The sequence below is a fragment of the Brachyspira hampsonii genome (assembly GCF_002214805.1).
GTDB lineage: Bacteria > Spirochaetota > Brachyspiria > Brachyspirales > Brachyspiraceae > Brachyspira > Brachyspira hampsonii.
Window position 1 is genome coordinate 1,026,870 of sequence record NZ_CP019914.1, and the last position, 19,719, is coordinate 1,046,588.

At 29.3% G+C, this 19,719-nt stretch carries 16 protein-coding genes; 7 read left to right on the plus strand and 9 right to left on the minus strand.

The window, feature by feature from the left end; genetic code table 11:
• Window positions 1–6: 6 nt before the first annotated feature.
• The 3 genes from BHAMNSH16_RS04220 (at window position 7) to BHAMNSH16_RS04230 (ending at window position 5,113) form a co-directional block, all read left to right on the plus strand.
• Window positions 7–1,674 (plus strand): carbon starvation CstA family protein, encoded by a 1,668-nt coding sequence (locus tag BHAMNSH16_RS04220; protein ID WP_008728839.1) that lies wholly within the window; start codon window positions 7–9, stop codon window positions 1,672–1,674.
• Between the two features lie 175 nt (window positions 1,675–1,849).
• On the plus strand, window positions 1,850–2,272 hold the full coding sequence (locus BHAMNSH16_RS04225) for a hypothetical protein (protein WP_008728837.1): 423 nt from the start codon (window positions 1,850–1,852) through the stop codon (window positions 2,270–2,272).
• 45 nt (window positions 2,273–2,317) lie between these two features.
• Window positions 2,318–5,113 (plus strand): tetratricopeptide repeat protein, encoded by a 2,796-nt coding sequence (locus tag BHAMNSH16_RS04230; RefSeq protein WP_008728835.1) that lies wholly within the window; start codon window positions 2,318–2,320, stop codon window positions 5,111–5,113.
• A gap of 75 nt (window positions 5,114–5,188) precedes the next feature.
• On the opposite strand, the gene BHAMNSH16_RS04235 is transcribed toward BHAMNSH16_RS04230, so the two are convergent.
• Window positions 5,189–6,850 (minus strand): formate--tetrahydrofolate ligase, encoded by a 1,662-nt coding sequence (locus tag BHAMNSH16_RS04235; protein WP_008728834.1) that lies wholly within the window; start codon window positions 6,848–6,850, stop codon window positions 5,189–5,191.
• 189 nt (window positions 6,851–7,039) lie between these two features.
• Between BHAMNSH16_RS04235 and BHAMNSH16_RS04240 the strand changes: the two genes are divergently transcribed.
• Window positions 7,040–8,002, plus strand: a complete 963-nt coding sequence (locus BHAMNSH16_RS04240) for a Gfo/Idh/MocA family protein (protein WP_008728832.1) — start codon at window positions 7,040–7,042, stop codon at window positions 8,000–8,002.
• Window positions 8,003–8,091: 89 nt separating this feature from the next.
• Here BHAMNSH16_RS04240 and BHAMNSH16_RS04245 read toward each other — a convergent pair whose 3' ends face one another.
• From BHAMNSH16_RS04245 to BHAMNSH16_RS04265, 5 genes are all read right to left on the minus strand, one after another.
• A complete protein-coding gene (locus BHAMNSH16_RS04245; RefSeq protein ID WP_008728831.1) occupies window positions 8,092–8,709 on the minus strand; it encodes a hypothetical protein in 618 nt (205 codons plus the stop codon).
• Window positions 8,710–8,763: 54 nt separating this feature from the next.
• Window positions 8,764–9,162: a YbaN family protein gene (locus BHAMNSH16_RS04250; protein WP_008728830.1), complete on the minus strand. Its 399-nt coding sequence runs from the start codon at window positions 9,160–9,162 to the stop codon at window positions 8,764–8,766.
• Window positions 9,159–9,590 carry a nitrous oxide-stimulated promoter family protein gene (locus BHAMNSH16_RS04255; protein WP_008728828.1) on the minus strand — a complete coding sequence of 144 codons (432 nt, stop codon included), beginning with the start codon at window positions 9,588–9,590 and terminating at the stop codon, window positions 9,159–9,161. Before BHAMNSH16_RS04255 ends, BHAMNSH16_RS04250 begins: the two co-directional genes overlap by 4 nt.
• Before the next feature lie 91 nt (window positions 9,591–9,681).
• The gene (locus tag BHAMNSH16_RS04260) at window positions 9,682–10,986 is read right to left on the minus strand and encodes a hypothetical protein (protein ID WP_008728827.1); all 1,305 of its coding nucleotides are present in this window, start codon (window positions 10,984–10,986) and stop codon (window positions 9,682–9,684) included.
• Window positions 10,987–11,186: 200 nt separating this feature from the next.
• Complete coding sequence (locus BHAMNSH16_RS04265; protein ID WP_069731591.1) at window positions 11,187–11,855, minus strand: hypothetical protein; 669 nt, start codon at window positions 11,853–11,855, stop codon at window positions 11,187–11,189.
• A 228-nt stretch (window positions 11,856–12,083) separates the two neighbouring features.
• On the opposite strand from BHAMNSH16_RS04265, the gene BHAMNSH16_RS04270 reads away from it, so the two are divergent.
• On the plus strand, window positions 12,084–13,511 hold the full coding sequence (locus BHAMNSH16_RS04270) for a serine hydroxymethyltransferase (RefSeq protein ID WP_008728825.1): 1,428 nt from the start codon (window positions 12,084–12,086) through the stop codon (window positions 13,509–13,511).
• A 53-nt stretch (window positions 13,512–13,564) separates the two neighbouring features.
• Here the strand turns inward: BHAMNSH16_RS04270 and BHAMNSH16_RS04275 are convergent, their stop codons facing one another.
• A complete protein-coding gene (locus tag BHAMNSH16_RS04275) occupies window positions 13,565–14,239 on the minus strand; it encodes an HAD family hydrolase (protein ID WP_069731590.1) in 675 nt (224 codons plus the stop codon).
• A gap of 170 nt (window positions 14,240–14,409) precedes the next feature.
• On the opposite strand from BHAMNSH16_RS04275, the gene BHAMNSH16_RS04280 reads away from it, so the two are divergent.
• Together BHAMNSH16_RS04280 and BHAMNSH16_RS04285 are read left to right on the plus strand one after the other, a co-directional pair.
• On the plus strand, window positions 14,410–15,171 hold the full coding sequence (locus BHAMNSH16_RS04280) for a glucosamine-6-phosphate deaminase (RefSeq protein WP_008729892.1): 762 nt from the start codon (window positions 14,410–14,412) through the stop codon (window positions 15,169–15,171).
• 116 nt (window positions 15,172–15,287) lie between these two features.
• Complete coding sequence (locus BHAMNSH16_RS04285) at window positions 15,288–16,445, plus strand: phosphopentomutase (protein ID WP_008729890.1); 1,158 nt, start codon at window positions 15,288–15,290, stop codon at window positions 16,443–16,445.
• 376 nt (window positions 16,446–16,821) lie between these two features.
• Here the strand turns inward: BHAMNSH16_RS04285 and BHAMNSH16_RS04290 are convergent, their stop codons facing one another.
• Entirely contained in the window at window positions 16,822–18,378 is a 1,557-nt protein-coding gene (locus tag BHAMNSH16_RS04290) for a bifunctional metallophosphatase/5'-nucleotidase (protein ID WP_008729889.1), read from the minus strand.
• A gap of 128 nt (window positions 18,379–18,506) precedes the next feature.
• Window positions 18,507–19,709: an ABC transporter substrate-binding protein gene (locus tag BHAMNSH16_RS04295; RefSeq protein ID WP_008729887.1), complete on the minus strand. Its 1,203-nt coding sequence runs from the start codon at window positions 19,707–19,709 to the stop codon at window positions 18,507–18,509.
• Window positions 19,710–19,719 lie beyond the last annotated feature (10 nt).

Sequence of the window (19,719 nt, forward strand, 5' to 3'; positions counted from 1 at the left end):
TATATAATGAATGCTTTCATTCTTCTATTGTTAGGTATGGTCATATTTTTCATAGCTTACATAACTTATGGCTCATATTTGGCAAAGAAATGGGGTATAGACCCTGGTAAAAAAACACCTGCACATACTCTTAATGATGGTAAGGACTATGTACCAACAGATGCTAAAGTATTATTGGGACACCACTTCTCATCAATAGCAGGAGCAGGACCTATTACAGGACCTATCATCGCTACTATGTTCGGCTGGCTTCCTGTATATTTGTGGATTATATTCGGATGTGTATTCTTTGGAGGAGTACATGATTACGGTTCATTAGTTGCTTCTTTAAGACATGAAGGTAAATCTATTGGAGAAGTTATAAGACACAATGTAAGCCAAAAAGGTAAAATAATGTTCACTCTCTATGCATTTATTACTATTTGTTTAGTAGTAGCTGCTTTCTTAGACATTACTGCTGGTACTTTTGCTGTAAATGTTGATAATGCTAGAGAATCTGCTGCAGCTGGTACTGCTAGTATGCTTTTCATTGTTTTAGCTTTATTATTTGGTTTCTTAGTATACAGAAGAGGTGCTGGTGTTGCTGTTTCTACAATAGTCGGTGTTGTATTATTAGCTGCTATCATTTTCATTTCTGATAAATTCCCATTTTTGGCTTTACAAAAAATACATTGGCAAATAATATTAGTTATTTACATAATATTAGCTTCTTTAATGCCTGTTTGGATATTGCTTCAGCCTAGAGACTATTTATCTTCATTCTTACTATATGCTATGGTAGTAGGCGGTGTTGTTGGTTTGGTAATAATGAGACCTGCTATACAAACTCCTGCTTTCACAGGATTTATGCCTAGTGAAGGTAACTACTTATTCCCTATACTTTTCATCACTGTTGCATGCGGTGCTATATCAGGATTCCATGCTCTTGTTAGTTCCGGTACTAGTGCTAAACAGCTTAACAGTGAAAAAGATGCAAAATTAGTAGGATATGGTGCTATGCTTATAGAAGGTGTAGTTGCTATAGTTGCTTTAATGAGTGTTTCTGCTGTTGCCGGTAATGGCGAAGGCACTCCTGCCGCTAGATTTGCTACAGGTGTTGCTACTTTTATGACTTCTTTCGGAGTTCCTCTAAGTATGGGTAAAACATTCGTTACTTTAGCATTCGCTTCTTTCGCTTTAACTTCATTAGACAGTGCTACTCGTATAGGAAGATACTTAATACAAGAATTAGGTGAATACACTTCTGCTGACGGAAGAGTACATAAAACTTTCTTGACTAATCCTTATATAGCTACTGGTATTACAGTTCTATTCTCATTAGGATTCACTCTTTACGGTTATGCTAGAATTTGGCCTATATTCGGAAGTGCTAACCAATTATTAGCAGGATTATCTTTACTTGCAGTTGCTGCTTGGATAAAAAACAGACAAAAAAGAAATTCTTGGGAAAATATTATTCCTTTAGTATTCATGTTCGCAGTTACTCTTTCAGCTTTATGCTTAGTTGTTTATACTAATGTTATGAAAGCTACTTTTGACGGTTATGTATTAGCTGCTATAGCTGCTATTATGATTATATTAGCAGTTGTTGAGTTATTCATTACAGGTCAATGGGCTCGCGGATTATCTAAAGAAACAGCTTCTAATCCTAATGATCCTATTAAAAATAAATAATTTTATTTAATTATAGAATTTTCCCCTTTCATAAATCATTATGGAAGGGGTTTTTTTTATTTACTATATATTAACACTATAATATAAATCAATTTTTTAATCTAATTAATTTCTGTACTTTGTCGATATACTATAAGACTCATATTTTAAACAAAGGTGAATATTTTCTAATATTATGTCTAATAAGAAATTTAAACTAAAAGAAGAGAAAGCTGTATTTGCTGATATTAGATCTGCAATATCTATAGCAATATTTGACAGCGAAATTAATAATTATGACGGCAGTGTTGATACTGATGTAAGAAGAGCTGTTATGTATAATAAAATAGTATTTGAAAACTTAGTAAAGCGTCTGTTCTCATATCAAGCAAGCAGAGAAGATAAAAAAGACAGATTAAAAGAACTTTCCATTATAAAAATGATAAGAAATGAAAGCACTTCTATATCTAAAGAAAGGATTTACTATATAGAAAATCCTAATGAACAGACTTTTGAATTTCTAAATGATGTTTTGGATAAAAATAAAAAGGTAAGAGGATACAGTGAATATATATTATATTCGCTATTTAATCATTATTTTGACTATATAAAAAATTGATAGTTTTAAATATTATCCTTAAAAAATAAAGAGGATCATATTATTATGAAAAAAATTCTTTCAATAATTATAATATTTATTTTAATATCATTATCATCTATGTTGTTGGCACAGAATGCTGCTCCAAACGACGAAAGAAATATTGACAGAGAATTTTATAATGCAGAAAAACTTTTCTTCCAAAAAAAATATAATTTTGCAAGAGAAGCATTTCTTTTATATTTGAAAAGAAGACCATTATCTACAAATGATATGCTTTATTATTATATAGGGGCATGCTATTTCCAAGATAAACAATATGAAAATGCTATCAATTATTATAAATTGGCTTTTGATATAAATGATTCATATTCATATTGCAATAATATAGCCAACTCATACTATCAGTTAAAAAATTATGAAGATGCTCTGCTTTGGTATAATAGATCCATAGAAAGACTTCATTCACCATATATAACTAAATTAAATCATGAAGTATTAACTAATTATACAGTTTCGCAAAATATAGTAACAAACACAATATTTATATTTGATGTTAATAATACGGCTTCCAATGAATCTGCAACTAATATATCAATAGCTTCAAATGAATCATTAACAAATGAATTTATATCAACTAATATAACTGCCACTGCTATAACTACAAACACATCAGCAACAAATTTATCATCTGATACCAATGCAATATCCGATGCTATAAATAATCTTAATGCAGCAAATGAAAATATAAAAAATACATTGGACAGTACATTCACAAAACTTCCATTATTTACAAATGTAGTTATAACAAATACATATACAAATGATTATGAATTTACAAATACAACTGTAATATTTGAAGCAAATGCTAATTTTAATTTAGAAGTAGTAAATCCTTCAGTGTCAGAAACTTCACTGCCTCCTGATAATGTTACTAATGAAGCCGCTGCAGGTGATTCAAACACTGTTGCTATGTCCACAAATTCAACAGTTACAGGCTCTACTTATGTAATAACAGAAGAAAATCCATTTATAGTAACAAATATAGTTATAATGACTAATGTTATGGATACCAATGGAAATATGGTAGAAATAAAAACGAATATAGCTTCAGTAGATGCTTATAATACTTGGGCTTTATATTACAGTGCCTATCTTAATATGGGACATACCTTTTTAGCACTTGGCGAAATAACTAATGCGGCTATATCCTATGAAATATTTTTAACTAATGTAGGAAATGATTATTATCAAAAAGAATCTTTAGAAAGAGTTATATCACTTATAAGAAGTAATGACACATCAATTAAATTTATACCTTTTACTAATAATCATAGAGTAAATACAAATAATGACGGAAGCATAACAACAGAAACTATATTCCCTAATTTTGATTATGAAAGGGAAACTATATACCCTAATGGTGTTAGAATAATTTATGAAAATGGAAAAATAGAAAAGACAAAAATGTATTCTAATAATTATGAAATTTCAGATACCGTATACCCTTACGGAAAAAGAGAAATAGAGACAGTATTTGAAAACGGAGACAAAAGATTAGAAACATATATGGCAGATAATTCAAAAGCAATAAATACAAAAACTTCTGCCGGAGATACTTTTGAATATACTTTATATCCGGATGGTTCATTTATAAATAGAAAAACTTTGGACAGCAACAAAGCATTTGTAGTGGAAAGATCCGACGGTTCTATAACAACAAATTACAAAGATAATAACGGAGCATTCTTCTATACAAGAAGTTTAGACGGAACAGAGGTAAAAAGAACTGAAGATAATCTAGGCAATATTACAACTGAAACTAAAAGAGTTGACGGAGCTGTTATAGTAAAAACAGAGAATCCTGACGGAAGTTATGTAGTAGTTGCTAATTATATAGACGGAAGCATAGGAACTACAACAGTAGATACTAACGGAACAAGCAATTTAAAAATAGTTTATCCTGATGGAAGGGTTGAAGAAAGAAACTCTACAGGAGCAGGGGCAGGTACATTCTCATACAATATTAAAGCTGATGACGGAAGCATTATAACAAAAACTTATAATGATGACGGTTCATTTACTGTTGTAACTAAAAAAGTTGACGGTACAGTAATAACTGATACGGTTGCAGAAGATACTACAAGCGAAATAAAAATGCCTGACGGTACTACTATAAAAAGAATAATTAAACAAGACGGCTCAAAAGAAACTACTACTATTAATAGCGATTCAAGCACCGTAACTGAAATTATAGCAGCCGATTCAAGCAGTATAACTACAACAGTCAGACCTAATGGATCAAGAACCGTAGTAATAAAAGATACTGTAGGAAATACAGAAACAACAACAACAGAAGCAGATGGAAGTACATCAACTACAAAAACTTATACAGACGGCAGAACAACAGTCAATGAGATAAGAGCCGATGGTGTTACTATAGATATAGACAATGACGGAAGAAATAAAACTACTGTGGCAAGAGATGCTGAAGGGTATGTACTAGAGATGAAACAGTACAGAAATGAAGACCCTGAAATAACTTTACTTGATTATTTAGGAGAGCCTGTAGAAGCAGAAATTGCAAAAACAGTAATTAAAAGAACGGATTTAAATATAAGAGTAGAAGATATTGATAACCTTAAACTGCCTCCGCCTCCTCCTGAACCGGAACCTGCAGAAAATACAACTGTTACAGATGACACAGCTGCAGAAGGCACAGCAAATGATACAGTTACAGATGATACAGGAAATACGGCTAGCGATACTGTTGAAGATGATACAGCTGCAGGAGATACAGCAAATACTGATAACACTGCAGGCACAGATAACACAGTATTACCGGATGCAGCGGCAAATTAACAATTAAATAAAATTAATATAAAATAAAAGAGCCATAATTTTATGGCTCTTTTTTATATTCTAATAATTATTTAATTAAAATAAACCTTTTATCTTGCCATTTTCATCTATATCTATATTGCATGCTACAGGTATCTTAGGAAGTCCCGGCATGTCTATAATGCCTCCAGCCATAGCAATGATAAATCCTGCCCCTGATGCAAGTTTTATTTCATCAATATTTAATGTATAGCCTTTAGGAGCATTCAATAAAGCAGGATTATCAGATATTGATTTTTGAGTTTTTGATATACATATTGGAAGATTTCCAAATCCCATATCTTCTATCCTATTCATCATCTTTAAAGCCTTATTAGAAAACTTAACATCACCTGCTGAATATATTTCTTTACATATAGTTTCTATTTTTTCTTTTATACTCTTATCCAATTCATACAAAGGTTTATAATTTGATTCTTTAGAAGCCGCTTTCAAAACTTTATGAGATAAATCTATTGCCCCCTCTCCTCCTCTAGCCCAAACTTCACATAATGAAATATCAACTCCTTTACTCTCGCAATGTTTTGTTATGCATTCTATCTCTTTATCAGTATCAGAAACAAATTTATTAATAGCAACTACCACAGGGACATTATATTTCTGCATATTCTCAATATGTTTATCTAAATTTTCAAAACCTTTATTTAAAGCATCTAAATCTTCTTTATTAATATCAGAAGCTCCGCCATGATGTTTTAATGCCCTTATAGTAGCAACTAATACTATACAATTAGGCTTTAAACCAGCTGCACGGCATTTTATATCAAGAAATTTTTCAGCACCCAAATCCGCAGCAAAACCCGCCTCTGTGATAGTATAATCAGATAATTTTAAAGCCATTTTTGTTGCAAGTATAGAATTACATCCATGAGCAATATTAGCAAAAGGTCCTCCATGAACTATAACAGGCGTATTCTCTAGTGTCTGAACTAAATTCGGTTTTATAGCATCTTTAAGCAGTGTACATGCCGCACCTTCTATTTTTAAATCTTTTACTCTCAAAGGATTATCATTTATATCATAAGCAAATATAATATTTCCTATTCTCTCTTTTAAATCCATTAATGAATTTGATAAGCAAAGTATAGCCATAACTTCAGATGATACAGTAATTTGAAATGATGACTGCCTTACAACTCCGTTCTCACTTCCTCCAAGACCTATCACTATATCTCTTAATGCTCTGTCATTCATATCCAGAACTCTTTTGAATACTATCTTATTAAGATCTATTTTTAATTCATTCCCCTGTTTGATATGATTATCAATACAAGCAGATATTAAATTATGGGCACTGCTTATAGCATGAAAATCTCCATTAAAATGCAAATTAATATCTTCCATAGGTACAATTTGAGAATATCCTCCTCCGCATGCACCGCCTTTTATACCAAATACAGGTCCAAGAGAAGGCTCTCTTAAAGCAGCAACAGCATTCTCTCCTATTTTATTTAATCCTTGAGTAAGTCCTATTGTAACTGTTGATTTTCCCTCCCCTGCCGGTGTCGGAGTTATTGCCGTTACTAAAACTAATTTTCCATCATTCTTATCCTTTAATTTATTTAATAATGATAATTCTATCTTTGCCTTATATTTTCCGTATACCTCATAATCATCATCTGTTAGTTTCAGCTTTTCAGCTATTTTTTCTATCCTTTCTAATTTACACTCTTGGGCTATTTCTATGTCTGTTTTCATATATACTCCAATTAAACAATTTTTTATATACATTCAAAATATACTATAATTTTAAAATATTTGATAGTTATAATTTTTTATAAAATAAAAAAATATTATTGAATTTTGTTAAATTATTATTATAATCTTTAAAAGTTTTAAATATTTACTAAAAATAAAATTTATTTAAATATTAAAAAAGGATTGCCAATGGATAAAGTAAATATAAGTCTTATAGGTGTAGGAAGAATGGGCCAATTCCATTTAAATGTTGTAAGCCAAATAAATCAAATAAATTTATCAGGTATATATGATGCCGATGAAAATCATTTAAATGAAATATCAAAAAAATTCAATATAAGAAAATTTAATAGTATAGATGAAGCAATAGATAATGCTGACGCTGTTATAATAGCAAGCCCTACAATATATCATTTTGAAATAGCGAAAAAAGCTGTAGAAAAAGGAAAACATGTATTAGTGGAAAAACCAATGACAGAAACTTATGCTCAGGCCTTAGAATTAGAAGAAATTGTAAAACAAAAAAATGTTATATTTCAAGTTGGGCATGTTGAAAGATTTAATGGTGCCGTACAGGAACTTCATCATATAATAGAAAAACCTTATTTAATAGAAGCTAGAAGATTAGCACCTTTTACTCCTCGTATTGCCGATGTAGGCGTTGTATTCGATATAATGATTCATGATTTGGATATAGTAACTTCTTTGGTGAAAAAACCAATAATAAAATTTTCAGCAAGTGGAAAAAGAATCAGAACAAAAAATGAAGATATTGCAAGTGCATTATTAGAGTTTGAAGATTCAACTATAGCAACTATAAGTGCAAGCAGAGTAACTCAGGAAAAAATAAGAACCTTAGCAATTAGTACAGAAGAAGCATATTTCCTATTGGATTATGCCACTCAGGATATAACTATACATAGACAGGCAGCAAGTCAAAGTAATATAAAAACATCAGTTGGTATTAATTATAAGCAGGAATCTATAATAGAAAGAGTATTTATACATAGAGATAATCCGCTTAAATTAGAAGATGAGCATTTTGCCAACTGCATATTAGGAAAAGATAAAAGATTCGTATCTATTGAAAATGATGTTAATACTATAAAATTAACTGAAGATATTCTAAAAGAAATTAAAAAGACTTGGTAATTAATTTTAATCTTAATAAAAAATAATTGCTTAATATAATTAAAGAAATTTGATTATATTAAGCAATTATAATAATTAGGAAAAGCAATTTAAAAATAATATCTTCCTCCAATACTTATTCTTCCAAATCCCGCTTTATTAATTTTATCAGGATATCCAAGTTCTTTGCCGTCAGGTACAAGATGAAGTCCGCCGCCGAACTCCAACACTATACCAACATGTTCGCTTACATTAATATTAAAGCCTGCCCCACCGCCGACTTCCCAATAATATGGCGGATCAAATAAAAATTTTCCGCTTTTATCAGGATCAAAAGATAAAAATCCGAAACTAGCAAAAGCAAAACCATATCTTGCTATAGTTACCTTTCCTACATACTCATCATTATTTCCAAATGTGAATTTCTGCATAAGCCCTAACTGATACATTTGAGGATTATCATCATATATTTTTGAACCTGTTACAGTAGTATAACTTTTAATTTGAAAATTATTATATTTCATTATCTTAAATCCAAACTCTATATTAACACTTGTCTTTATAGAATCTGCACTGCTGAATAATCCTATAGAGAAAAATCTATTATCCAATACAGACTGAAATCCTTTTTTTTCTTCTTTATTATCTTTATTTTCTTCACTATAAATAATATCAAATAAAGATAAAAAAAGAATATTAATATAAAAAATATGTTTTAATATTTTCATTGATTGCCCTTTAATAATATATAAATATTATTCATTTAGTTTAATATTGTAAAGTCATTCTATGTTATCTAATTCTGTTTTATTTATATCACCTTCTTTTATAGTTCTTATCTGCGTAAAGAAGTATAAATACTTTGAAATAAATAGTATTACAAGAACTATTCTAGCATACAAATTATTAACAAAAATAAATGTAACTATAAGCATTGCACTTACAGGCAAAAGTATTGTAAGTTTAGATTTCAAAGTCATAGCTCTTGAATTAATAAAACTTTCTAAATGTTTTTTATATAGCTTTGTAGACATAAACCAATCATGAAATCTTTTAGAACCTTTAGCAAAAAAGAAAGAAGCGAGCAGAAGAAAAGGTGTAGTAGGCAAAATTGGAACTACTATTCCCACAGCCCCTATACCTACAAAAATGAAACCTAAACATATAAATAATATTCTCATATTATACCTTTAAAATTGAATTTTCTATTTTTATTAAAATTATGCTTTATCATAACAATAATATGTTTCAATGCTATTATATGGTGATAAAAAAGCATTCTCTTTCCAGAAAAAGCCATAATATCTTTTATTTTCTCTTTCATATCTTTTTTATAGCATTGAGAAGTGCATGCACTGCAGAAAGTTTTTGTTTCCATAAATCTGCACTTATCAGTTCTTATACTGGCATAATTATATATGTTTTCACATTCCTTGCAAATATTTTTACTGCCGAAAGTTTTATTATAAAATTTATGATATCTTTTATGATTATTCCTGCAGTAAATTTCTATCATACAAAGCATAGTTTTTTTCTCATTCTCTCTTTTTTTATATATTCTGTATTCTTCATCACTATAACATAAAAAAAAGCAATAATCTTTTATCATTTTAATAACCTTTATTTGTTTTGTGTATTGGGCATCTTAAAAATTAAGACACCCAATAAATCTATTCTCCCAATATCAATAATTCAGCAAATTAAAACTTCCAAGTAATACCTGTACTTCCATTGAAGGCAAGAGCACTGTTTGCACTATTTCCAATACCATCAACAGTAGTAGCCCCTCCAATCTGAGCTTCAAAATACCATTCCAAATTAGGTTTAGGAGTAATATATAGCTCTCCGTATACCAAATATCCCACAGAGTAGAACAAAGGCGGTATTCTTACAGGTTTTGAGCTGCTAGCATAGGTATTAATTCCTCCTGTAATCATAGAAAATGAAATAGCAGGCTCAAAATAAACACTTATAAACTCACTTTCAGCAGTAAATCCTACAGGCATAGATACACCTATAAACTGAGGTTTTGTAAGATAATATTCTGTTCCTCCTATTTCTATAGAAGCTCCATCTCCTGTAAACATTATATTATGAGCTGTAAAATCATAGTATGGTGCAGCTGGTATTGAGCCAGAACTTCCTAATTCAAAAGCACCTATAGGATTTGAAGCATCTATATTATATAATCCAAATTTAGCTCCTCCTTCTTTAGTATCCATTCCCGGAGGTGTTACTTTGTATGAAGTACCTGTAAAATCTGCTATTGATCCTTGATATGACACTCTTATTTGAGGCTCTATCAATACAGGATCAGTTGCAGCTATAAAATATCCTCTAACATCTATACCTATGGATTGTCCTATAGTATCTTTTATAAATCCATATTTACCATTTTCTCCTACTGTTCCCATACCTGCCAAGTTACCGCCTCCTGCTAAATCTCCGCTTCTGCTTGAATTAGCTTTTAATCTGTACATGCCATATTTAAGATTAACTCTTATTCTACTGAATATATTATTTCCTGTATAATATTCTATTCTAGTATCTGTTGAAACGGCTATATCTCCATCATTAACATTTCCGCTTCCCACTCCTATTGTAACAGGTATATTTATTCTCAAATTTTGATTTAGAGCATAAGCAGTTATTATAGGAGTATGTGCCTGCCAAGATCCTGATACATATTTAAATTGATATCCAGCTCCTATACCAAAGCTATCTGTTTTGTATCCGAATCCGGCTATAGCAGATGGTCTGAAAGTGCTTATTCCTCCTTTTGTTCCACTATTTAAATTATCAAGTAAAACCCCCGCTGTTTCTCCTTCAACACCTACCATAAATCTTAAATTCTCTGTACCTGCTAATACTCCTAATCTGTCAAGCCTTATAGTAAGCTGATTTTCATCAATTAAAAAATCATTAAAGTCTTCTAAAATAGTATATCCAAATATACTATAAGCACTCATTATTAAAGCTGTTAAAATCAAACATAAACGTTTCATAATATTATCCTTAATTTTGTTTATAATTTTTTTAACAACTCTGTATTTTTTATTAATACAATATTTATATACCTGTTTTATATAAAGACTAGGGATCTGCCATCTATATAATTGGCAGGATATTTATCATGGCAAATCCCCAGATAAAATGATAAAACAACTTTATTATAGCCCCCTATCACTATTAAATCTGTTTTTTGTTATAATGGTTTATTTTTGGTATTGTTTCTTTCTATCGCCTCCTTTAATAATTCTCCATTTTTATATATATCTTTACTCATTTCAATATACTTATTATAATTTTCATCGTCTTTTACTTTGAAGTAGTATTGAGAAAGCCATATATATGATAAATATTTCTGATATTTTTCTTTTGCATTATCCAAAGCTTTATTAAAATATTCAAAAGCTTTTTTATTGCTCCCTCCTGCTATTGCAGGAGCATGCATATATCCTATAGCTGTACCTAAAAGAGCAAAAAAATTAGAATCATCTTTCTCCAAAATCTTTTTATATATTTCTTTACTTTTTGAACCAAAAGAAATTTTTTCTGAAAGTCCGCTGTAATAAACTATATAACTCATTAATTCAGATACGCTTATCAAATAATCAATATCTTCTGATTTTATATAATCTTTGTTAGCATTTATAGTATCCTTCAAATAATTATATTTTTCTTTTTCATTAGTTATACTTTTTGATTTTATTAGTGCATATATATTCTTATGAGTTCTTGATGTATTATTTTCTATTGATTTTATACTATATGATGAAGAATAATATTCATTGTAAAAATTATTAATTCCTTTAGTTTCATAAGAATATATTATATTTGTTATTATCATAAATAAAATAATTATGTATTTCATATAATTACCTTGCATAAGTTAGTATATATATTCAATTTGTTAGTATATTCTAACATTTAAAATAAAAAATCAATAGCTAAAAATAGATAAAATAAAAAAATATTTATAATTTAAAAATAATAAAAAAACATATCAAATAATATTTTAATAATTGAAAAAAAAATTATATTGATATATCATTGTCTAAAATAAAAATTTGATTAAATAATAAATTTCATTGGAGGAAATATGGCTGTATCTAAGAAAAAAGCAGCAGTTAAATCTTCATCAAAAAAGGTTTCTAAATCTGCTAAGAAAACAGTTGTTGACAAAAAAGCTGCATCTAAGAAAGCTTCTAGTGTAAAAAAAGCTTCAAAAGCTGCAGAGAAAAAAGTAATTGCTCCTAAATATTATGTATCAGAAACTCCATTAAAAAGTGCTGATAAAGAAATATTTGCTGCAATGAAAAATGAGTATAAGAGAGAAGTTAATGGCTTTGAACTTATAGCTAGCGAAAATATAGTTTCACGTGCTGTTATGGAAGCACAAGGCTCTATATTTACAAACAAATACGCTGAAGGTTATCCGTCAAAAAGATATTACGGCGGATGCAGTGAGGTTGATATTGTAGAAGATTTAGCTAGAGAAAGAGCTAAAAAATTATTCAAAGCTCCTTTTATAAATGTACAGCCGCATTCCGGTTCTCAAGCTAATATGGGTGTTTATATGGCAGTTCTTCAGCCGGGAGATACTTGTTTAGGATTATCCCTTGATTCAGGCGGTCATTTAACACATGGTAAAAATGTAAATTTCTCCGGAAAAATATATAATTTCCAGCATTATAATGTTAGAAGAGATACTATGCAAATAGACTATGATGAGCTTAGAGATACTGCAAAAAGACTCAATCCTAAATTAATTGTAGCAGGCGGAAGTGCTTATCCTAGATTCATTGATTTCAAAAAATTCAGAGAAATAGCTGATGAAGTTGGTGCTTTATTAATGGTAGATATGGCACATATTGCAGGACTTGTTGCTGCAGGCGTTCACCCTAGCCCTGTTCCTCATGCTCATTTTGTTACAGGTACTACTCATAAAACTTTAAGAGGTCCTAGAGGCGGATATATAATTTCTACAGAGGAAGATCTAGCTAAAAAAATAGACAAAACTATATTCCCAGGTATACAAGGCGGTCCTTTAATGCATGTTATAGCTGCTAAGGCTGTATGTTTTAAAGAGGCATTAGATCCTAAATTTGTTAAATATCAAGAACAGGTTATAAAAAATGCTGAGTCTATGGCTAATATGTTCCTTGCTAAAGGATATGAATTAATTTCAGGCGGTACTGATACACATTTAATATTAGTTGATGTAAAAAAATCTAAAGGCATAACAGGACAGCTTGCTGAAACTATTTTAGATAAAGCACATATAACTATAAATAAAAACGGCATACCTTATGATACCGAATCTCCAATGGTAACAAGCGGAATAAGATTGGGTACTCCTGCAATAACTACAAGAGGATTAAAAGAAAAAGATGTTATGGAATTAACTCAATATATAGATGAAGTTTTAAGCAATAGTAATGATGAAAAAATGATTAATGCTGTTGCTAAAAAAGTAGCTGCTCTATGTAAAAGATTCCCTATGTATAAATTTATAGCTGATATGTAAATTGTATAATAGCATAAAAGGGAAGCTGATAATTTTCAGTTTCCCTTTTTTTATCACAAATCTTTTATAATTTCTATATAGTTAAATATTTCATCTATTCTATTTAAAACTATATCAGCACCATTTTCCAATAATATTTCTTTACTGTAGCTGTTTGTAATTGCGGCAGTAACTATTCCTGTTTTTTTTGCCCCTATAACACCTGCAAGACTATCTTCAAATATTATAACATCTTCTTTTTTTATATTGCCATCTAATTTTTTTAATAATTCAAAAGCATTTAAAAATAAATCAGGTTCCGGCTTAGCTTTTAATTCACCATTATAACATGAATAATCTTTTATATATTTTGATATGCCCTTCTTATCAGACATTTTTCTAACATAATTAATATTACTATTCGATGCTATAACAATATTAATATTTTTTAATCTTTCTAAAGTTTCCATAACACCGTCAAAAGTTTCTAAATCTGTTTCTATTATTTTATGAAAATACATTTCGGCAGATTTAAAAAAATTATCCGGTATATAATGACATTCTTTTTTTAAAATATTATCTATATCTTTAGTCTGAAACCCTGCTAAAGATTTAAAATCCACATCCTTAAGTACATTCATTTCATTAGATGTATGAATCAATGCTTTAGTATATAAACTTTCACTATCAACTAAAGTTCCGTCAAAATCAAATATTGCAGCTTTTATCTTTATAGTTTTATACATCATTAATTTTCCTTAATATATTAAAATATTTATTGATGCAGATATTTTATATTTTTTTCTGTCAAAATCAATAGCATCATAATATTTGATAATAAATTACATATATGTTATAATTTGCTTAAAGAGTTGATTTATGAAAAATATGATAATCCAAATAAAAGGAGTATATTATTATGGGATTAAAATTAATTATCGCTAAAGATGCTAATGCAGTTGGGAAAAAAACGGCAGCAGAAATTATTAATTTATTAAAAGTTAAAAAAGATGCTGTTTTGGGACTTGCTACAGGAGGTACTGCTGAGGCGGTATATCCTCATTTAATAAAGGCTTATGAAAAAAAAGAAATAGATTTTAAAAATGTTAAATCTGTCAACTTAGATGAATATAAAGGATTAGATCCTAAAAATGAACAAAGCTACAGATATTTTATGAATAAAAATTTATTTGATCATGTAAATATTGATAAAAAAAATACTTTTGTTCCTAAAGGTATAGGAGATAAAGATAAAATATTAAAAGAATTTGATGATAAAATAAATAAACTTCCTAGAGACATACAATTATTAGGTGTAGGACCTAATGGACATATAGCATTCAATGAACCTGATGAAGTTTTGCATGCCAATGCTTTATGTGTTAAACTTAATGAAAAAACTATCAAAGCTAATTCAAGATTCTTTGCTTCAGAAAAAGATGTACCTAGAGAGGCATTCAGTATGGGCATGGGCGGAATATTAAAAGCTAAAAAAATAGTTATAGCCGCTATCGGAAAAGGAAAAGCTGCTGCTATGAAAGAGCTTCTTACTAATGATAAAATTACTACTAAATGTCCTGTTACATTCTTAAAACTTCATAATGATGTAGTTGTTGTTATAGATCAGGAATTGGCTGATGCTATACCAGAACTTCAGAAGAAAAAAGATAATAAAAAATAAATTAATAAAAAAATATACTTATAATTTAGGGCGGCTTAATGCTGTCCTTTTTTATTTTATTCTTTGAAAATGGTTATATTTAAAAATGATATAAATTTAAGTATAGGATTTTGTATATGAAAAAGAAAGCTGTTTTAATAGTGGTAGACAGTTGCGGTGTAGGTGCTTTACCTGATGCAGCTGTTTTCGGTGATGAGGGAGTTAATACTCTCGCTCATTTAGCTGAAGCAGAAGGAGGGATAAACCTTCCTAATATGGAAAAAATAGGTCTTGGAAACATTATAGATATAAAAGGCGTTTCTAAAAATAATGATGCTTTAGGGTACTATGGAAAAGCGATGGAAACTTCTAAAGCTAAGGATACTACTACAGGACATTGGGAAATAGCAGGATTAGTATCTGAAAAACCATTTAATACTTACCCTAATGGTTTTCCTGAAATTACTTTAAAAAAAATAGAAGAATTTTCAGGAAGAAAAGTTGTATGCAATAAACCTTATTCTGGTACCGAAGTTATAGATGATTATGCAGATGAACAATTAAAAAATGGGGCTTTAATTGTTTATACATCTGCTGATTCTGTACTTCAAATTGCAGCTCATGAGGAAATAATACCGATAGATGAGCTTTACAATATATGCAAAAAGGCTCTTGAAATATGCAATGAGTATTCTCCTGTAGCAAGAGTTATAGCCCGTCCTTATATAGGAACTAAAGGTAATTATAAAAGAACTGAAAGAAGACATGATTATTCAGTACCTCCAAGCGGGGAAACTATGCTTGACAGATTAAAAAATCACAGTCTTCCTGTTATAGGCATAGGAAAAACAAGCGATATATTTGCAGGTGTTGGAATTACAGAAAACAGACAAACTAATAAAAACAATCTTGATGGTATAGAAAAAACTATTAAAGCTATTAAGGAAATTGATGAAGGATTAATATTTACAAATTTAGTTGATTTTGATATGCTTTACGGACATAGAAGAGATCCTAAAGGATATAAAAATGCTTTGGAAGAATTCGATAAATATATTCCTGATATGATTGAAAATTTGAATGATGATGATTTATTCATTATAACAGCAGATCATGGATGCGATCCTACATACAAGGGAAGCGATCATACAAGAGAATATATACCTATACTTGCTTATGGAAAAAATTTGAAAAAAAATGTTAATATAGGCATTAAAGATTCTTTTGTTTCTATAGCAGCGTCGATAGAAAAGCATTTACTTGGTGATACTAAACTTAAAGGCTGTTTTTTGTGAAAATAATATTACATAGAAAAATTCATTTTAAGATTATTAATTATAATAATACTATATGATAAAAATAAAGGGTTGGTATTCTAAATTTTATTAGAATGCCCGCCCTTTTTCCTTATTGTTATAATTAGTTATTTTTAACTTTTTATTTCTATTTTATGAATACAGAAATAATATGCCCCACCCTATTTTTTTTAAATTTATTATATATATCATCACGCGTTTAAAATAAAAATTATATTAAAAATTATTCTATAATATAATTTTTTTATGCTTTTTAATCTAATCACCGCGTGAAAATCAATTTTTTAAAAATGTTTTATATAAAAAAAGAGCCTAGTTTAATAAAACCAGACTCTTATTTATATTTTAATTATTATTATTCAAATACTACTCTTGGATTTTGATCAATATAATCAGCAGGTACATTATTAAGCTCTTTAATCTTTGATATTAGAGCATCTCTTATATCATTTCCTGTATAAACAGCACTTTTTCCTTTTCTTCCAATCGGATTGTTTTGAGCATCAACATATCCGTCTCCGCCGTCAAATACAAAATCTGATAAAATAACAGTATAATCTTTAGCCTCGCTTATATCCTCTCCATTCAATTTTGCAGATACCAATTCTCCATTTGCTGTATATTTTACTTCCATACCTTTAGAATACTGTAAGAATCCTCCTTTTCCTCTCTTTTCACCAGAAAGTTTTATCATATCAAGAACATCTTTTCCATTTAATGAAACTATTATAACTTCATTGTTAAAAGGAGCAAATTCATTTTGTATGTTTCCTAAAGTAATGTCTCCTGCTTTTAATACAGATCTTAAATTTCCTGAATTAATCATTACAATATCAACATTTTCATAAGAGTCTTTTACCAAATCACAGGCAAAATTTCCTATAGCCATAGAATTAGATCTTATTCCGTCATGAACTAATTCCATAGGCAAAGTTCCTATTCTTACATTGAATTCTTTATCCACTGTAGCTTTCATCTCATCAATAAATGCAAGCATATCATTATCCTGCTCTATTGTCTGATCCATAGCAACCAATTTATAGTTTAAATTATTTTTATCCATTACCCCATTATTAACATTCAAATTAATATTTCCTAAATAATGTCCGTAAGATCCAGCCTGCACTATAGGAGTACCATTAACAACTTCAGCTTTTTCTAATTCAGTATGACTATGTCCGCCTATTATTATATCAAATGTATTAGGAATAGCTTCAGCAATTTTTTTGTCTGCTTCATATCCAACATGGCTAAGCAGTATTGTAAGATCATTAGTAGTATTAAGCGGAGTTTGTTTTATGAAATCTTTTAATGATTTAATTTCTTCTTCAAATACTAAACCCTCAATATTTTTAGGGCTGTAAACTGAATCTGTTGTTGTTATACCAATAATTGCTACATTAAGACCATTTACATTTGTAACTATATATGGAGCTGCATAATAACTATTATCTGATTTATTTTTTATATTCAAAGAAAGTGTAGGGAATTTTCTCTCTTTCATAATTTCTGTAAAATTACTAAGTCCGTAATCTACAAAATGATTTCCAACAGCAGCCGCATCAACTCCAATCATATTCATAATATCAACTTCATCTCTTCCCTGAAATACTGTAGAATATACACTTCCTGTAATAGTGTCTCCGGCATGAAGAACTAATACATTATTATTAGACTTTACCTGTTTTATGTATGAAGCTCTTCTGGCTGCCCCATACATATAGTTAGTTTCAGGCGGATTTACATCACTATTAACAACCATTTCCTGTTCATCTTTTCCATGAGTATCATTCATGTGTATTATAGTTAAACTGCCTGTATTTCCTGTTTTCTTTGCGGCAGAATTAGAACAGGAATATAAAAATAAAATAATTAAAGATAATAATAAAATAATATGAGCTCTTTTAAACATTTTAGTTCTCCTTCAAATATTATATGAAAATTATATATCTATTATTCTCTTTTTCAAGATAATTTCTTTATAAATAAAAAAAGCCTAGCATGCTAAAACATACTAGGCTTTATATCATAATAGAAATATTAATTTTCTCTTCTTTTCATCTTTTTCAATACGATAATAACTACACAAAGAAGAACTATAACCCCCAAAGCAACAGGTATTACCCAGCCTTTATATGCAGTATCGTTAGAGAGTATTTCATTCCATAAATTTTCCATTAATATATTAGTTTCATCAGGCAATGTTATATAAACATCACAGTTATACAAAGTTTCCTGATCCGGATATATTATTTTATTATTTCTAGTTTCGCTGCTCATTATAGCAATAGCTCCGTCATTTGGAGAAGCATAATTAATAAACTCTATATTTGCCAAAGCTATTTCAGGTTCAGATAAGAAATTAATATACATCTCTCCTAGCTCAGGAGCACCTGAAGAAGAAGGTATGCACATAGAATCTACAAATAAATTAGCTCCTTTTTTAGGAATAACAAAATTCAAGTCAGGATTATTTGCCATCATACTTAAAGAGTCCCCAGCATAATAAACACCTATAGCAGCCTCTCCTGCCTCCATCTTATCATACATCTCATCCATTACATAAGACTGTACTAAAGGTTTTTGACTTTTTAAAAGTTTAGCACATTCTCTAAGTTCTGTTTCATTAGTAGTATTAAGAGAATATCCTAAATATGCCTGAGCTATTCCAAAAGCATCTCTAGGGTTATAATACATAAGTATTTGTCCCTGATATTTTTTATCGAAAAGTATTTTCCAATCTATATCTGCTTCTTTTTCTTTTACCAACTGTCTGTTATAAATTATTCCTGTTACTCCCCAAGTATAAGCCAAAGAATATTCTCCTGTAGGATCAAATGGAAGATTTTTAAATCTTTTATTGATATTAGTATTTGCAGGAATATTATTAAAATTCAATTTTCTTATCAAATTTTCTCTTATAAGTCTTTCTATCATATAATCAGAAGGTATTATAACATCATATTGAATACCTCCAACTTTTAATTTAACATACATTTCTTCATTAGAGGCAAAAGTAGAATAGTTGACTTTCACTCCTGTAAGTTCCTCAAATATTTTATTTACATCTAATGAACCGTCTGAACCATCCGATATATACTCGCCCCAATTATAAACATTAACTGCTAAATTCTGTCCCTTGTACTTATGATAATAGTTAGTATCAAATTTACTTAGATCAACAGTTTGAGCATTTGATACTATAGCAATAAGAATAAGAACTGCCAAAATTTTCTTTTTCATTTTGTTTCTC

Excerpts from the sequence above, each read along its gene's own strand:
- BHAMNSH16_RS04230 (WP_008728835.1), top strand. The coding sequence starts at position 2,318 with ATGAAAAAAATTCTTTCAATAATTATAATATTTATTTTAATATCATTA.
- BHAMNSH16_RS04290 (WP_008729889.1), bottom strand. The coding sequence starts at position 18,378 with ATGTTTAAAAGAGCTCATATTATTTTATTATTATCTTTAATTATTTTA.
- BHAMNSH16_RS04255 (WP_008728828.1), bottom strand. The coding sequence starts at position 9,590 with ATGATAAAAGATTATTGCTTTTTTTTATGTTATAGTGATGAAGAATAC.
- BHAMNSH16_RS04285 (WP_008729890.1), top strand. The coding sequence starts at position 15,288 with ATGAAAAAGAAAGCTGTTTTAATAGTGGTAGACAGTTGCGGTGTAGGT.
- BHAMNSH16_RS04275 (WP_069731590.1), bottom strand. The coding sequence starts at position 14,239 with ATGATGTATAAAACTATAAAGATAAAAGCTGCAATATTTGATTTTGAC.
- BHAMNSH16_RS04235 (WP_008728834.1), bottom strand. The coding sequence starts at position 6,850 with ATGAAAACAGACATAGAAATAGCCCAAGAGTGTAAATTAGAAAGGATA.
- BHAMNSH16_RS04240 (WP_008728832.1), top strand. The coding sequence starts at position 7,040 with ATGGATAAAGTAAATATAAGTCTTATAGGTGTAGGAAGAATGGGCCAA.
- BHAMNSH16_RS04250 (WP_008728830.1), bottom strand. The coding sequence starts at position 9,162 with ATGAGAATATTATTTATATGTTTAGGTTTCATTTTTGTAGGTATAGGG.
- BHAMNSH16_RS04270 (WP_008728825.1), top strand. The coding sequence starts at position 12,084 with ATGGCTGTATCTAAGAAAAAAGCAGCAGTTAAATCTTCATCAAAAAAG.
- BHAMNSH16_RS04280 (WP_008729892.1), top strand. The coding sequence starts at position 14,410 with ATGGGATTAAAATTAATTATCGCTAAAGATGCTAATGCAGTTGGGAAA.
- BHAMNSH16_RS04265 (WP_069731591.1), bottom strand. The coding sequence starts at position 11,855 with ATGAAATACATAATTATTTTATTTATGATAATAACAAATATAATATAT.
- BHAMNSH16_RS04245 (WP_008728831.1), bottom strand. The coding sequence starts at position 8,709 with ATGAAAATATTAAAACATATTTTTTATATTAATATTCTTTTTTTATCT.
- BHAMNSH16_RS04260 (WP_008728827.1), bottom strand. The coding sequence starts at position 10,986 with ATGAAACGTTTATGTTTGATTTTAACAGCTTTAATAATGAGTGCTTAT.
- BHAMNSH16_RS04220 (WP_008728839.1), top strand. The coding sequence starts at position 7 with ATGAATGCTTTCATTCTTCTATTGTTAGGTATGGTCATATTTTTCATA.
- BHAMNSH16_RS04225 (WP_008728837.1), top strand. The coding sequence starts at position 1,850 with ATGTCTAATAAGAAATTTAAACTAAAAGAAGAGAAAGCTGTATTTGCT.
- BHAMNSH16_RS04295 (WP_008729887.1), bottom strand. The coding sequence starts at position 19,709 with ATGAAAAAGAAAATTTTGGCAGTTCTTATTCTTATTGCTATAGTATCA.